We start from the raw sequence: 14,135 nt of genomic DNA on the forward strand, positions 1-14,135 counted from the left end.
TGTGACATTCGGTTGGCAACCCAGCCGCTTGGCGACTCCACCGAGGGGACACCGTGCTGCCAGACACGAAATGGACGAAGGGGCGCCCGAACATCGCCCCTGGCGAAGGCCTGCACCAAGCCGTCGCGCGCGTCGCGCTGCTCCGCCCGGACGCGATCGCACTCGTTTCCGGCGGCAGGCGGATCACCTACGCCGACCTCGATCGCACAGCCGACGCCTGGGGAGCGCTGCTGGCGGAAACCGGAGTGGGCCGGGGAGACGTGGTCCCGATCGTCCTGCCGAGGGGCCCGGAACTGATCCTCGCGCTGCTCGCCGTACTCAAGACCGGCGCGGCGTACGCCCTCCTCGACCCCTCGTGGCCGGAGGCACGGGTCGGCGAAGTGATCGACCTGCTCGACGCGCGCCTGCTGATCTCGGACACCGCGAACCGTCCCGCGCTCCAAATCTGGTCACCACCACGGCACCCGGTCGAGCCGCCACCCACGTTCCGGCCCGCGACGGTCGCCGGAACGGATCCGAGCAATGTCTTCTTCACCTCCGGTACGAGTGGCCGTCCGAAAGGCGTGCTGGTCCCGCACCGGGCGACCCTGCGACTGTTCCAGCGCAACGGATTCGCCCGCTTCACCGCCACCACCGTCATGCCGCTGGCGGCGCCGGTGGCCTGGGACGCCTTTTCCCTGGAGCTGTGGTCGGTGCTGGTGAACGGCGGTACGTCACTGATCATCGACGAGCCGTATCTGTCCTCGGCCGCGCTGAGGGCGAGCGTCGCCGGACACGGGGTCGACTCGGTCTGGCTCACGAGCAGCCTGTTCAACATGATCGTCGACGAGGACCCGGGCGCGTTCTCCGGTCTGCGCCAGGTGATGACTGGCGGGGAACGCCTCTCGCCCCGGCACGTCGGCCGGTTCCTCGGCGAGCACCCGGAAACAGCCCTGTTCAACGGCTACGGGCCGGTGGAAAGCGTCGTGTTCGCCACCACGCACCGGATCACCGCGCAGGACGCGGCGCGACCGGACGGCATCCCCCTCGGCCGTCCCGTTCCCGGCACCGGGGTGCACGTACTCGACGGCGGCAGGCCTTGCGCGGTCGGCGAGACCGGCGAGATCTGCCTGTCCGGTGCCGGGCTCGCGGTGGGCTATCTCGGCGATCCGGCGCTCACGGCCGAAAAGTTCGCCGACACCGTGATCGACGGAGAAGAAGTCCGCATCTACCGCACCGGCGATCTCGGCGCCTGGGACGAGGACGGGCTGCTGCGGTTCCGTGGCCGCGCCGACCGCCAGCTCAAGATCCGCGGCCACCGGATCGAGCCCGCCGAGGTCGAACGCCGGATCGAGCGGCTCGGCCCGGTGCGTCAGGCCCGTGTGCTCGCCCGCCGGGACGACGCGGGAACGGCGGTGGATCTGGTGGCGTTCTGCGTTCCCACCGAACCGGGGGACCCGCTCGAAGGCGTGCCGGAGCTGCTCGAGTCCACGATGGCCGCCTATCAACGTCCGGCGGAAGTGCGCAGCGTCGACGCGTTTCCGGTCACCGCACAAGGAAAACTCGACGAGCGGGCGTTGCTGGCGATGCTCACGGACGCACCCGCGCCCGGCGGTTTCCGCCATGAAGATCCCACGGTCCGCCTGGTGGCGGAGACGTTCGCGGCGGTACTCGGCCGGACGTCCGTGCCCGCCGGCCGGTCGTTCTTCGCGCTCGGCGGCGACTCACTGGGCGCGGGCCGGGTCTGCGCGCGCTTGGCCGCTCGGTCCGCCTCTCCTGTCCCGGTTTCGCGGCTCTACCGGCACCCGACCGCCGCCGGTCTGGCCGCCTGGCTGGATTCCGCCTGCCCGGAACCGGCGGACGTCCGACCGGACGCCGTCGAAGTACCGCTCACCCCGATGCAGGAGGTCTTTCTGACCCGGCACCTGCTCACGCCGGACGACCGGACCGCGAACTGCCTGCTGCTCTGGTCGGTCGAAGGCGACCTCGACCGCGCCGCGCTCCAAGCCGCCGTCGAGGAAGTGCATTGGCGGCACGAGCCGCTCAGCGCGACCTACGCCGCCGACCCCCGGCCCGCCGCCTGGCTGGACGACGTGCCCCCGCCGGCACTCGAGGAGCTGCCACCGCAACCGGCACTGGACGCCGGAATCCGGGTGCTCAGGGAAACTCTGTCCGCACGGCTGGAACCGGCCAAGGGCGAGGTGTGGCGCACGGCGCTGGTCGAGGCGGGCACCGTGACCCTGTTCGGCTGCGTGGTCCACCACATCGCCTTCGACGGGTTCTCTCAGTCGATCCTCGCCCGTGACCTGGCCGCCGCCTACAACGGCACGACGAGCGACCTCCCCGAACCGCCCGACCTCGCCGAGGCCCGGCACCGATCCGCCTTGTCACGCGAGGACGTCCTCGCGCAGGAAACCCAGCTGGCGAAGGAATTCGACGGCGTTCCCGATCTTCGGTGGCCGGACGCGCCCCGGCAGGCAGGCACGGAGCTGGGCAGGGTGGAGGTCATCCTCTCTCCCAGGATCCTCGCGGCGGTGGACGCCCTCGCGGCCGCGGCGGGCCGGACCAGGTTCGTCGTCCTGCTCGCGCACTGGGCGAGCGCGCTGGCCGAGGTCACCGGGCAACGCGACTTCGCCGTCGGCGTGCCCGTGTCCCAGCGCGCGGATCCGGCCTTGGAGCACGCGATCGGCTGTCACATCACCACCGTCCCGCTTCGCTTGCGAGGTGCCGCGCTGGACGGCGATCCGGAGCTGATCGGGCGGATCGTCGCGCGCGCGTTCACCACGCAGGAGATCCCCTTACGAGACATCCTGAACCGGCTGAACCGGCCGCGATCGGCCCGGCCACCGCTGTTCCAGGCGATGTTCGCCGTACAGGACAACCCGGTCCCCCGGCTGGAACTGGCGGGCCTGCGCACCGCCTTCCTCCATCAGCCGTATATCGACCTGCCGCTGGAGCTGCACACCGAACTCTGGCCGCACGAAGACGGCGGCCTCCGCGCCGAGATCGCCTACCGCCCGGAGGTGGTTCCCTCCCGGGTCGCCACCTCACTGGCCCGCTGTTTCCTGGACCGCCTGTCCGCGGGACCACGCTCTTGACCGCGCCCGCGCTCGACACGGGGACAGGAGACCTAAGCCGCGCTGACCTTGCCTCGGCGCGGCGATGCCGGGTTCACCGATCCGACGTCAGCGATTCGGCGAGCGCTCGCCAGATCTCGGCCGCGAGATCGATGTTGAGGCTCTCCTGTGCCTGCCTGGCCAGCTCCTGCAGCTCGCGGCTGCCCGCCTCGACGTCTCCCCGCCGGATCGCGATCCGGCCGCGCAGCATGTCCAGCCGTACCCGGTCGCGGAACGCCAGATGCGAACCGTCACCGACCGAGCCCGCCAGCTCGGCCGCCTCGTCGAAGCTGCCCGCGGCGAAAGCGAGGTGTGCGCGCAGGGCGCGCAGTTCCTGGTCGTGCTGCACCGAACCGACCAGCACCACGGCTGCGGCCGCTTCGTCGAGCCACCGTGCCGCGAGCTCGGTTTCCGGATCGGGGCCCTGCAGTTCCATCGACGCCGCCGCGAGCCGGAGCCGCAGCCACAGGATGACGTCCTGGTTGCTGTCGATCCGTTCGAGCGCTTCGGTCATCAACTTCATCGCGCCGCCGTCGTCGCCCTGGCGCTTGTACACCGACGCCGCGGTCCACAACGCCTTCGCCCGGACTTCCGGTGGCGCGTCACGGGTGAGGGCGGAAAGCTCGTCGGCGCGGGCCCGGGCTTCCGAGATCAGCCCGGCCTCCGTTTCGGCGGCCACGAGCGTCATGAGCGCGGCCGCCTTGTCCGCGACCGGGAGCCCGCCGTCCTGGCACAACTCGACCGCCGCCAGCGCCGTCGTCCTGGCGTCGTCGTTGCGGCCGAGCACGCGGAACAGGCCGGCGAGCTCCACCCGGGACCGGACCCGCAGTTCGAGTACCGCGAGTTCGTCGCTCAGCTCCACCAGTTCGGCCAGCAGTTCGCGTTGTTCCTCGTGCTCGCCGCGCTGGTTCATCGCCGCCGCCAGCAGCCACAGCGCCTGCCAGCGCAGCGTCAGATTCCCGGTATCGGCCCGCAAAGCCCCCGCGAGCGCTTCGACGTCGTCCACCACACCGTTCGCCGAGACGACGGTGGCGAGCTGCTCGGCGAGCCGGGACTCGGAAGCCTTCTCGAACGCCGACGACGAAACGCCGAGCCGGTCCACCAGATAGTTGAGCACGCGCGGGGTCGGCGGACGATCACCCGACTCGAGCCGGGACAGGTAACCGGTCGACAGGCCGTCACTGGCCAGCGCAGCCTGCGTGAGCCCCTTCTCCAGGCGCAAGTCCCGTAAGCGCCTACCGAAATGCGGCTGCTCCAACACCTTGCCCACGCTCCATCAGCGATCGACGTCACGCGAACCCGGTTCGCGACTGCCGACATCCTACCCTGGGGCAACAACGCTGGCAAATCATGGAAACTCGGCGTGGCGAGCCCCTGGCCGCAAGTGGCAAGTCGCGTTCCGGCCCGAACTCCCCCCTTTCACGATCCTCTCAACGAGAAATCGGCGAGAACCTGGCGAACCACGAAACGGGCGTTGGCGGAAATGACCGGGTTCGTCGCGCGGTAGTACGGGAGCTGGACGATCGCCATGCCCAGTGCCCAGCCGCGGCCGCGCGACCAGGTATCGGCGTCGACACCGGCCTCGCCACGGAAGATCTCCCGCGCCGGTGGCGTCAGCAGGTTCCAGGCCGGAATGAGGTCACTGGCGGGATCACCGACTCCGACGGTGCCGAAGTCGAGGACGGCGGCGAGCCCGCCGTCCGCGACCAGCAGATTGCTCGGCATCAGGTCGGAATGGACCCAGCACGGCGGCCCGGACCAGCCAGGGACGGCGAGCGCGTGGTCCCAGGCCGCCATCGCGGCTTCCGCGTCGAAGGATTCGCCGGTGCCGCGGAGCTTCTCCATCGCCGCGCGCACTTCCCGATCGATCTCGGCGAGCGGCCCGCCGCGATGCGCGACGGGGCCACCGGGGAGATCGACCTCGCGCATCGCGAGGACGAAAGCCGCGAGGTCGCGCGCGACGCGCTCGGGTCCGGCCAGCCGGCCTTCGATCGCCGGCTCGCCATCGATCCAGCGATACACCGCCCACGGCCAGGGGTATTCCCGCGTGGCTTCACCCACCGCGACGGCTTCGGGAACGGCGACCGGCAGGAGGGGCGCGAGCAGTGGGAGCCACCGCAGTTCGCGGCGCAGATCCTCGACGCCCCCTTGGGTGAGGGGCAGCCGGACGCTGAGCCGTTCGCCGAGCCGGTAGATCGCGTTCACCGTGCCGCCGGAAGCCGACCGTCGCACCGGTAGCCCCGCCCACTGCGGGAATTGCGCGCGCACCAGCGACCGGACGAGCCCGGCATCGATGTCCGCCTCGTCGGCATGCATCTTGACCATAGGACGAATGAGACCACAATCAGGCCATGTTGCCAAATTGTCAATTCTCCTTGTCAAGATTGCCCGCCTTAAGGCAAGCTGGTGCTGTCGGCTTCGTCCGCGCCGGCTTTACCTGCGGGATGGGCATGAAGATCTGCGAGACAGTGAAGCCAGCGAAACCCGGAAGCTGGCTGGTGGTCGGCGGCGCCGGATACATCGGCTCTCACGTGATCCGACGATTGCGCGCGGACAGGCGCGGTGTCGTGGCGCTGGACGACCTGTCCACCGGCGACGCGGCACGGGTGCCCGGCGACGTGCCACTGGTCATCGGTTCCGTCGCCGATCGCACAGTCGTGAGCGCGGTGTTGCGTGAGCACCGGGTCGACGGCGTGATCCATCTGGCCGCGCGGAAATCGGCGACCGAATCGGTCGCCTACCCGCGGCGCTACTACCGCGACAACGTCGAAGGCATGCGGATACTCCTCGACGAGATGATCGACACGGGCGTCAAGAGATTCCTGCTCTCGTCGAGCGCCGCCGTCTACGGGGTGCCGAACAACCCGTTGGTCACCGAGACGACCCCGACGGCCCCGATCAGCCCGTACGGCGAGACAAAGCTGATCTGCGAATGGCTGCTCCGGTCCGCGGGGACGGCCAACGGGCTGTCCTGGGTGGCCCTGCGCTACTTCAACGTGGTCGGCGCCGTACACCCCTTGCTCGCCGACACCAGCAACGACAACCTGTTCCCGCTGGTGTTCCAGGAAGTGACCGCGGGCAGGCCCGCGATGGTCACCGGCATCGACTACCAGACGAAGGACGGCACGGGAGTGCGCGACTACGTGCACATCGCCGATGTCGCCGACGCCCACGCCGCGGCCGTCGAGCGGCTGGAAAGGCAGCAGTCCGCGGACATCTACAACGTGGGCACCGGCGTCGGCTACTCCGTACTGGAGGTGCTCGACGCGATCCGGGCCGTCTCCGGCCTTCCCGTCGAAGTGACCGCACTGCCACGGAGACCGGGCGACGCGCCCGAGATAGTCGCGAACGTCGACAAGATCGCGCACGATCTCGCCTGGAAGGCACGGCACGACCTCAACGCCATGGTGCGGAGCGCCTGGCAGGCGTGGTCACGACTGGACACGGCGAGCGCGCGCTGACCCGGCCGCGTAGCCCTTGCCAATCACCACAGAGGGGAGTTCCGAACACCATGACAACTCATCGACGTCCGGCCTCGGCATCACCTGTGCTCGATGCCACCGAACTCGACCGGTTCCACCGGCTCGGCTACCTGATCCTGCCCGGATTCCTGCCGGCGGAGCTGGTGAACCGGATGCGCTCCGAGGTCGACCGGTGGGTCGACGACGGCTTGCGGGCGAAGTCGATCGCCGCGGCGAAGGATCCGGAAACCCACGGGTCGCCTCCGGTCGTGGAGCTGGAACTGCCCGCCCATGGCGAGCTCATCACCCACCGGCCGCTCATGGAACTGCTCGAAGCGCTGCTGGGCACCGAGTTCGTGTTCCACCACCTGCACAGTGACCGGCAGGCCCCGGATCTGCCGGGGAAGCCGTGGCACCACGACTACGAGCAGGGTGAGGGAAGCGACCGTTCCCCCCTCATGGTCCACACGTTGCACTATCTCGACGGGCTCGCCGAGGACACGGCCTCGCTCGTCGTGCTGCCCGGTTCCCATCTCGAAGAGGCGGGCAAGACGGCACGGGCGCATCTGGGCACCGCCGTGCTACCGGGCGAGGTCGTCATCGACCGGCTTCCTCCCGGCTCGACCGTGGTCCTGCACTCGGCGCTCTTCCACGCCCGGCGCACGAAGGACGGGCAGTCGGCCAAACCGCGGTACTTCGTGGACAGCTCCTACTGCCAGACCGGAACGCGGTGGCCGCCGGTGAAGCCGTACTGGCGGCACATCCTGAGCAGGGCCCGCGAGCTGGGACTCGGTGACGACAGGCCGGAACTGTTCGCGGAACGGCACTTCACCGAGTTCTCCGCACACGGTGCGATGTCGTGACCGGCCGTCCCGTCCGGATCGGACTGCAGTTGCAGCCCCAGCACGCCGGCTACCGGAAGATCCGGGAAACCGCGGCGGAAGCCGAAGCGCTCGGTGTCGACATCATCTTCAACTGGGATCATTTCTTCCCGCTGTGGGGCGATCCCGACGGCCCGCATTTCGAATGCTGGACCATGCTCGCCGCGCTGGCGGAGTCGACCAGCCGGGTGGAGATCGGCCCGATGGTGTCCTGCAACGGTTACCGGAACCCGGAACTGCTCGCCGACATGGCGCGTACGGTCGATCACATCAGTGAAGGCAGGCTGATCCTGGGCATCGGCTCGGGCTGGTGCGAGCGGGATTACGCCGAGTACGGCTACGAGTTCGGCACCGACGGCACGAGGCTCGCCGACCTGGCGCGGTCGCTCCCCCGCGTCGAAACCAGGCTCGCCAAACTGAATCCACCACCCACCAGGAAGATCCCGATGCTGATCGGTGGCGTCGGGGAGAAGAAGACCCTCAGGCTGGTCGCCGAGCACGCGGACATCTGGCACGGCTTTCACGACCCGGAAACGCTGGCGCACAAGGTGAACGTACTGAAGGGCCACTGCGCCGCGGTGGGGCGCGACCCCGGTGAGATCGAGATCTCCACCGGGGTGTTCGGCACCCCGTCGCATGTCGGTCGACCGGACGAGCTGGGCCCCCGGTTGCGCGGGCTCGGTGCTTCCTTGTTCACCGTCGGCATCGACGGCCCGGACTACGACCTGAAACCACTGCGAGAATGGATCTCCTGGCGCGACAGCCAGAACGGGTGACCTCGCGCGAATGTCATGACCGAGCCCCTTTCGCGGAGAGCTTCGCGAAAGGGGCTCGGTCATGGCAGCAGTCGGCAGGAACGCTTACCCCTGCCCGAAGATGTCGTCCACGAAGGCATTGCGGAACTTGCCTTCGGGGTCGTACTTGCGCATCAACCGCGCGAAGTCGGCGGCCCGCTCGTGCACGCCGGCGATCTCGGAAGGCGCCATCGTGGTCAACTTGCCCCAATGCGGGCGGGCGCCGAGCGGCAGCAGCCGCTTCTCCACTTCCGCGAGCACGGGCTCGACGGCGTCGAAGTAGTCGATCCAGGTGAAGTGGAAGGTCACGGTGTCACGGTGGTAGGCGGGACTCAGCCACAGGTCGTCCCCGCGTACGGTGCGCACTTCCGCGATGTGCATGACCGGCGCCACGAGTTCGCCGATCTCGCGGATCGCGGCGAACGCCGCCGGCGCGGCCGCGCGGGGCAGATAGAACTCGGACTGGAGTTCCTCGCCGGCCCCCGGGGTCAGTTCGGGCCGGAAGTGTGGCAACCGCTCGTGCCACGGACCGCCCACGTCCAGCTGCTCGGTGCTGAGCTCGACCGGCATGCCGGGCACGGGATGCATGGGTTCCTGGGCCCGCTGACCGCCGTCCCAGCCCGACTCGGGCCTGCCGAGGCGGCGCTTCAACCAGACGTCGCCGGTGTCGCGCCAGTCGGTGAACAAGCTGACGCTGTAGGCGGCCCCGAACACCTCGTCCAGCGACGATGCCACCTCGTCCAGTGGAACGAGCAAGTGAACTCGTTGTGCCATGGCGAAAGCGGGCTCGATGTCGAGGGTCATCCTGGTGACGACCCCGAGCGCTCCCAGTGCCACCACCGAACCCGCGAATTCGTCCCCGTCGGCCACGCGGCTCACCTCGATCAGATCACCGTCCGGGCCGACGAGCTCCATACCGGCGACGGAAGAAGCGAGGCACCGCTGCGTGTCGCCGGAACCGTGCGTGCCGGTCGCGCACGCTCCGGCGATCGAGATATGCGGGAGCGAAGCCAGATTCGCGAGCGCGAAACCCTGCCGGTGCAGCACGTAGATCAGGTCCGCGTACCGCAGGCCGCCGCTCACGGTCACCGTCCGCGCGTCGTGATCGATCACCACCCGGCGCGGCAACCCGTCCAGCCGCACGAGGTCGTGCTCGGTACCGGCCACGCGGCTGAACGAGTGCCCGGTACCGAGCGCGCGAACGCGCGGAGAGCGAGCCACGACGCGCCGCAACTCGTCGACCGATTTCGGCCGGTGCATGCGGTTCACGTCAAAGGTGACATTCCCTGCCCAGTTCGTGATCGGGGCGTGTGTCGTTGTCATCTTCCCCCCAACTGTGACTAGCTGCCGATGCCCGGCTCAACTGAGGTGGAGCCGGGTAGCTCATTCAGCCGTTGACAGGTCGTCGACGGCGACGAAGCGGAACTCGCGTGCCAGCAAGCCTTCGATCATCTGCGGCAACGCGCCCACGGTCTGCGTGCGGTCGCCGCCGGAATCGTGCAGGAGCACGACCGAACCGGACCGGGCCCCGTCCAGGACCAGCCGGGAGATGAAATCGGTGCCCGGCATCATCCAGTCGTCCGGCGCGACGTCCCACAGCACGGTCGTCAGATCCAGCTCACCCAGCCAGCCGACCACCTCGGGAGAACAGAGGCCGTAGGGTGGCCGGAACAACGTCGTCTTCGAACCGGACGCTTCGGCGATGGCGTCCCCGGTCCGTTCGATCTGCTCGATCAGCTGTGGCCGGGTCAGCTCCGGCAGGAACGGATGCGACCAGGTGTGGTTGCCGATGGCGTGTCCCTGCTCGGCCATTCTGGCCAGCGACTCCGGATGTGCCTTCGCGTAAGTCCCGACGCAGAAGAAGGTCGCGGGCACCCCGTAGCGCTCGAGGATGTCGAGAACCAGGTCGGTGTAGGGAGGCTGCGGACCATCGTCGAAGGTCAGCGCGACCTGGCGACGCTCCCGGCTGCCGTGACCGAACCAGCGGCCCTGCGCGGCGAGCTCGCCGGCCGCCGCTTCGTTCCCCGCGAAGCCCGCCTCGAGTTCGTCCTCCCGCCCGGTCTGGGTGCCCCGCGCGCGTTCCAGCTTGGTCAGCGCCCGCAGGTTCAGCCTGCCCACCCGCGCGAGGTCGATCGCCGGCACGGAACCGAAGACCGGACGCGCGGGCAACACGGCGGGATCGGCTCGGTGGACCTCGATGCCCGCCGCCATCAGGCGGCCGTCGAGTACCCCGTTCGTGCTCTCCACGACCACGACCGGAGTCCGCGGCAACCCGCGCAGGTACGCGATCAGGTCCCGGATCCGTCCCGGGGCGAACCTCTCGGCGGGAAACGCGGGTTCTCCCTGGTCGTCGATGACCTGTACTTCGAAGCCGGTCTCGCTCCAGCCGATTCCCGAGTACAACATCCGACTCCCCCTCGTCCGGCGAAGACTGGTGGCCCGGCGAGCGAGCCCGAAGTCCAGAATCAGCCATATTGCCAACCTTGTCAACATTCGTGACACAAATTTGCCCGTTCGGCTGGCTGCCTGAGGTACCCCCGCGTTACAGTACGGCCGTGGACGAATCTGACGGATATTTCGGAGAAGACGTCGCGGCGACCTATGACCAGTCGTCCGCGAGCATGTTCGAGCCGAGCGCCGTGGACCCGGTCGTCGATCTGCTGGCGGAACTGGCGGGCAAGGGTTCCGCACTGGAACTGGGGATCGGGACCGGACGCGTCGCGCTTCCGCTGGCGCGCCGCGGAGTCCCGGTACACGGCATCGAGCTGTCGCGGGCGATGGTGGCCAAGTTACGCGAGAAACCGGGCGGTGAAGCGATTCCGGTGACGATCGGCGACTTCGCGACGACCAAGGTCGACGGAACGTTCTCGGTCGCCTACCTGGTCTACAACACGATCAACAACCTGACGACACAGGACGAGCAGGTGGCCTGCTTCCGTACCGTCGCCGACCATCTCGAACCAGGCGGCTGCTTCGTCATCGAGGTCGGCGTCCCGGAATTGCGGAAACTCCCGGCAGGCCAGAACGTCGTCCCCTTCCATGTCAGCCCCACGAAATGGGCGTTCGACATCTACGACGTGGCGACCCAGGCGATGAGCTCGAACTACGTCGAGGTCGTCGATGGCCGCGGCAGCTATCACACGATCCCGTTCCGCTACGTGTGGCCGTCCGAACTCGATCTGATGGCCAGGCTGGCCGGGCTACGCCTGCGGGACCGATGGGCGGGATGGTCACGCGACCCGTTCACCAGTGAAAGCGATCAGCACGTTTCCGTTTGGGAGAAACCGGCGGCCTGACCTGGAAAGCGGAGTGCCGGCGATGGTCACGAACCATCGCCGGCACCGCCGTCGCTAAGCCGTCACGAGTTTACGCGAGACCCGGTTCGCTTCCCGATATACGGCTTCACGGTACTTTTCGCTCAACTTCGGGATCGGCGCGAGAACGCGGCACTCCTCGAAGAACCGGTCCTCGAAGGGCATCGCGAAGCCGACCAAGGGGATGACCTCCAGCTTGGAACGGCAGTCGAACCATTCGCCGAGTTCGGGATCATCGAGTTCCGCCTGTCCATCCAGCACGGCCCCGACCACCAGGGTGGGGATCCCGTCGATCTTTCCGCGGACGAGACCGAGCGAACCACCGGGGGCCACGCCCGCCAGCTCCCGCTCGATCTCCGGACAGATCGCATCGATCTCGACCCAGCCACCGAAGGTCAGCGCCAGTTCCAGGTCGAGACGCGGCCACTTGGCGAGGTAGTAGCGGTTGGTGATGGACGCCGAGACGTCCTGTGCCGCCTGGTCCCGGCGATGCGGAAGATGTATCCCGTACACGTCGTGCGCGAGTACGAGCGGTGTTCCGCTCCGGGAGATCCTCAGTGCCCATTCCTGATCCTCCGGCCCCCAGCTGACAAAGCCTTCGTCCAGCATCAGATCGTGCCGCCGGATGGTCTCCGCCGGAATGGCCATGAGGCCGGTACGGGCGAACGCCCACGGATACCTGGCATAAGCCGAGGCGTATTCCGCGGAGAAACGAGGATCCAGTTTCACCCGGTCCGCCGTCGCCAATTCCTCGAGTACCTTGCGGTAGTGCTCGAACGGCCGCACCTCGACATCGCCGACCTCGGTGGGGACGACCTCCTCGTAGCCGAGCACCTGGCCCATCGCGCAGATGTTGTGACCGTGCTGGAAATACCGGTCGCACAGGGTCTGCAGCGCCGTGGGCGCCAGCACCACGTCCGCGTCCACCAGGCAGATGATCTCGCCGGAGGCCTGGCGGATGCCCAGATTCGTGGCTCTGCTGGTGTTCCAGTCCTCCTCGACCTGCACGGAGAGGACTTTCATCTTTCCGGTGTACTCACGGCACAACGCGGCGAATTCCGGATCGTGCTCCAGCACACCCAGTACGACTTCGAACTTCGCCCTGTCCAGCGTCTGCTCGGCAAGCGACCGCAACACCGGTTTCAAGGTCTGCAGTCGCTGCTTGTACGGGATCACGATACTGAGCACGGGTTTATTCACGGCCACTCCTCGCACGGCTCGACACCGGCCGAAGCATAGGACGCGTGCGCACACCATGGCAAGTTATTGACAAGACCCTGGCAACCCTGGGGTAGGATGGGGTGGCTCCGGCCCGGAGCCGGCAAAACAGCGTTGAGACGACGACCTCTACCGGGAGCAACCGTGACACCACCTCCGATCCGGCTCTCCGGCGCCGTGATGACGCATCCGAAGCGGATCGACGCGGCGCGCGCCGTGGCCGACGGCCTGCCGGAACTGGGGTTGAAGGTCGTGGTCGACCCCGAACCCGAAGGTCCCCCGGCCGCGTTGCGCGCGGCCCGGCTCGCCTGGGCCGCGGTCGATCCCGGCGCCACCCATCACCTGGTCATCCAGGACGACGCGGTGCCGTCCGCGGACTTCACCCGAAGGCTGAACTCCCTGATCGCGGCGCAACCCGACGCCGCGGTGAGCCTGTTCACCGAATGGGGCTCACGCACTTCGCACGTCATCCGGATCGCCGCGATGCTCGGCTACACCATGGCCCCGGTCGTGGACGACTACATCCCGGCCGTGGCGTTGGTGCTGCCCGCCGAAGTCGCACGCGGTTTCGAGGAATACGTACAGGCCAAGGTCGACGAGGGCGCCCCGGACGATGTCGCGCTCCTGGACTACCTGAGCGACCTGGGCATCCGGACGGTGATCCCGGTGGCCAATCTCGTGGACCACCGGGACGACATCAGCCTCGTCGGCAACAATGTCATGGGTAACCGCTCGGCCGCCTGCCTCCCGCCGCCGGACGCCGTCCCCGACGGTCCTCATTCGCTGCTGACCGCGCCGGCCACCGTTCCGTACTACGACTTCTGGGGGCAGTACGCCGACGCCTGCGTCCCCGACGAGTCCTCTGTGGACGGACGGGTGCGGTCTTCGGCGCGGGTCTGGCTGCGCGAACGCGGTGTCACCTACCAGGACATGATGGTCCTACTCGAGGAAGCACTGGACAGGCATCCGCAACGCGAGTTCCTCGTCGACCGGCTCAGCGAAATCTCCCTTTCCGAGCTGTGGATCGTCGCGTACCTGCTCGGGGTGATCACGGCCGAACACGCCCGCGCCGTCGGCAGGACACCGGACTTCACCGGACCGCTGACGAAGGCCGCGCTCGCGACGTTCGGGCCGGGTGCCGTGCGCCGCGTCGTACCGGCCCGCTGGCTGCCGGCGGTCGGCTCAGCACTCGAACCGCTGATCCTCGACGGCGTGCGTGCCGGCGCGGCGCGGGAGGCGTCCCGCGCGTCGGGCTGAGCACGGACTTCGCACCGCGCGGGTCGTCGGCCGCGGAATCCGGCTCGACGGGCGACGGCCCGCGTGGTGTGATCGACCGCGGAAGTCCAGGACCGCGAGACAGATCATCGAGGAG

Annotated in this window: 11 protein-coding genes; 6 read left to right on the top strand and 5 right to left on the bottom strand. The window is 68.5% G+C overall.

Annotated elements, in window-relative coordinates; genetic code table 11:
• The first annotated feature begins 53 nt into the window (after positions 1 to 53).
• Complete coding sequence (locus ACZ1DY_RS24720; RefSeq protein WP_465480998.1) at positions 54 to 3,077, top strand: amino acid adenylation domain-containing protein; 3,024 nt, start codon at positions 54 to 56, stop codon at positions 3,075 to 3,077.
• A gap of 73 nt (positions 3,078 to 3,150) precedes the next feature.
• On the opposite strand, the gene ACZ1DY_RS24725 is transcribed toward ACZ1DY_RS24720, so the two are convergent.
• Positions 3,151 to 4,365 (bottom strand): helix-turn-helix domain-containing protein, encoded by a 1,215-nt coding sequence (locus ACZ1DY_RS24725; RefSeq protein WP_465480999.1) that lies wholly within the window; start codon positions 4,363 to 4,365, stop codon positions 3,151 to 3,153.
• 149 nt (positions 4,366 to 4,514) lie between these two features.
• Positions 4,515 to 5,420 carry an aminoglycoside phosphotransferase family protein gene (locus tag ACZ1DY_RS24730; protein ID WP_465481000.1) on the bottom strand — a complete coding sequence of 302 codons (906 nt, stop codon included), beginning with the start codon at positions 5,418 to 5,420 and terminating at the stop codon, positions 4,515 to 4,517.
• A gap of 125 nt (positions 5,421 to 5,545) precedes the next feature.
• Between ACZ1DY_RS24730 and galE the strand changes: the two genes are divergently transcribed.
• The 3 genes from galE to ACZ1DY_RS24745 are packed head-to-tail and all read left to right on the top strand — an operon-like array spanning position 5,546 to position 8,213.
• On the top strand, positions 5,546 to 6,556 hold the full coding sequence (galE, locus tag ACZ1DY_RS24735; protein WP_257486213.1) for a UDP-glucose 4-epimerase GalE: 1,011 nt from the start codon (positions 5,546 to 5,548) through the stop codon (positions 6,554 to 6,556).
• Between the two features lie 50 nt (positions 6,557 to 6,606).
• A complete protein-coding gene (locus tag ACZ1DY_RS24740) occupies positions 6,607 to 7,419 on the top strand; it encodes a phytanoyl-CoA dioxygenase family protein (protein ID WP_465481001.1) in 813 nt (270 codons plus the stop codon).
• Positions 7,416 to 8,213, top strand: coding sequence for an LLM class F420-dependent oxidoreductase (locus ACZ1DY_RS24745; RefSeq protein ID WP_257486211.1), 798 nt, complete (start codon positions 7,416 to 7,418; stop codon positions 8,211 to 8,213). Before ACZ1DY_RS24740 ends, ACZ1DY_RS24745 begins: the two co-directional genes overlap by 4 nt.
• An 84-nt stretch (positions 8,214 to 8,297) precedes the next feature.
• Here the strand turns inward: ACZ1DY_RS24745 and ACZ1DY_RS24750 are convergent, their stop codons facing one another.
• Both ACZ1DY_RS24750 and ACZ1DY_RS24755 read right to left on the bottom strand, forming a co-directional pair.
• Positions 8,298 to 9,491 carry an FAD-binding protein gene (locus tag ACZ1DY_RS24750; RefSeq protein WP_465481002.1) on the bottom strand — a complete coding sequence of 398 codons (1,194 nt, stop codon included), beginning with the start codon at positions 9,489 to 9,491 and terminating at the stop codon, positions 8,298 to 8,300.
• A 123-nt stretch (positions 9,492 to 9,614) separates the two neighbouring features.
• On the bottom strand, positions 9,615 to 10,637 hold the full coding sequence (locus ACZ1DY_RS24755; protein WP_465481003.1) for a polysaccharide deacetylase family protein: 1,023 nt from the start codon (positions 10,635 to 10,637) through the stop codon (positions 9,615 to 9,617).
• A gap of 149 nt (positions 10,638 to 10,786) precedes the next feature.
• Between ACZ1DY_RS24755 and ACZ1DY_RS24760 the strand changes: the two genes are divergently transcribed.
• Positions 10,787 to 11,527, top strand: coding sequence for a class I SAM-dependent DNA methyltransferase (locus ACZ1DY_RS24760; RefSeq protein ID WP_257486208.1), 741 nt, complete (start codon positions 10,787 to 10,789; stop codon positions 11,525 to 11,527).
• 54 nt (positions 11,528 to 11,581) lie between these two features.
• Here ACZ1DY_RS24760 and ACZ1DY_RS24765 read toward each other — a convergent pair whose 3' ends face one another.
• Entirely contained in the window at positions 11,582 to 12,745 is a 1,164-nt protein-coding gene (locus tag ACZ1DY_RS24765; protein WP_465481004.1) for a glycosyltransferase family 2 protein, read from the bottom strand.
• A gap of 162 nt (positions 12,746 to 12,907) precedes the next feature.
• Here ACZ1DY_RS24765 and ACZ1DY_RS24770 point away from each other — a divergent pair, with 162 nt between their 5' ends.
• Positions 12,908 to 14,020: a hypothetical protein gene (locus ACZ1DY_RS24770; RefSeq protein ID WP_465481005.1), complete on the top strand. Its 1,113-nt coding sequence runs from the start codon at positions 12,908 to 12,910 to the stop codon at positions 14,018 to 14,020.
• Positions 14,021 to 14,135: the final 115 nt, after the last annotated feature.

It is taken from the genome of Amycolatopsis sp. PSD-21, from assembly GCF_055561455.1.

What these genes read in the sequence shown, in the direction of transcription:
- ACZ1DY_RS24730 (WP_465481000.1), bottom strand. Translation starts at nt 5,420, where the DNA reads ATGGTCAAGATGCATGCCGACGAGGCGGACATCGATGCCGGGCTCGTC.
- galE (WP_257486213.1), top strand. Translation starts at nt 5,546, where the DNA reads ATGAAGATCTGCGAGACAGTGAAGCCAGCGAAACCCGGAAGCTGGCTG.
- ACZ1DY_RS24740 (WP_465481001.1), top strand. Translation starts at nt 6,607, where the DNA reads ATGACAACTCATCGACGTCCGGCCTCGGCATCACCTGTGCTCGATGCC.
- ACZ1DY_RS24750 (WP_465481002.1), bottom strand. Translation starts at nt 9,491, where the DNA reads ATGCACCGGCCGAAATCGGTCGACGAGTTGCGGCGCGTCGTGGCTCGC.
- ACZ1DY_RS24755 (WP_465481003.1), bottom strand. Translation starts at nt 10,637, where the DNA reads ATGTTGTACTCGGGAATCGGCTGGAGCGAGACCGGCTTCGAAGTACAG.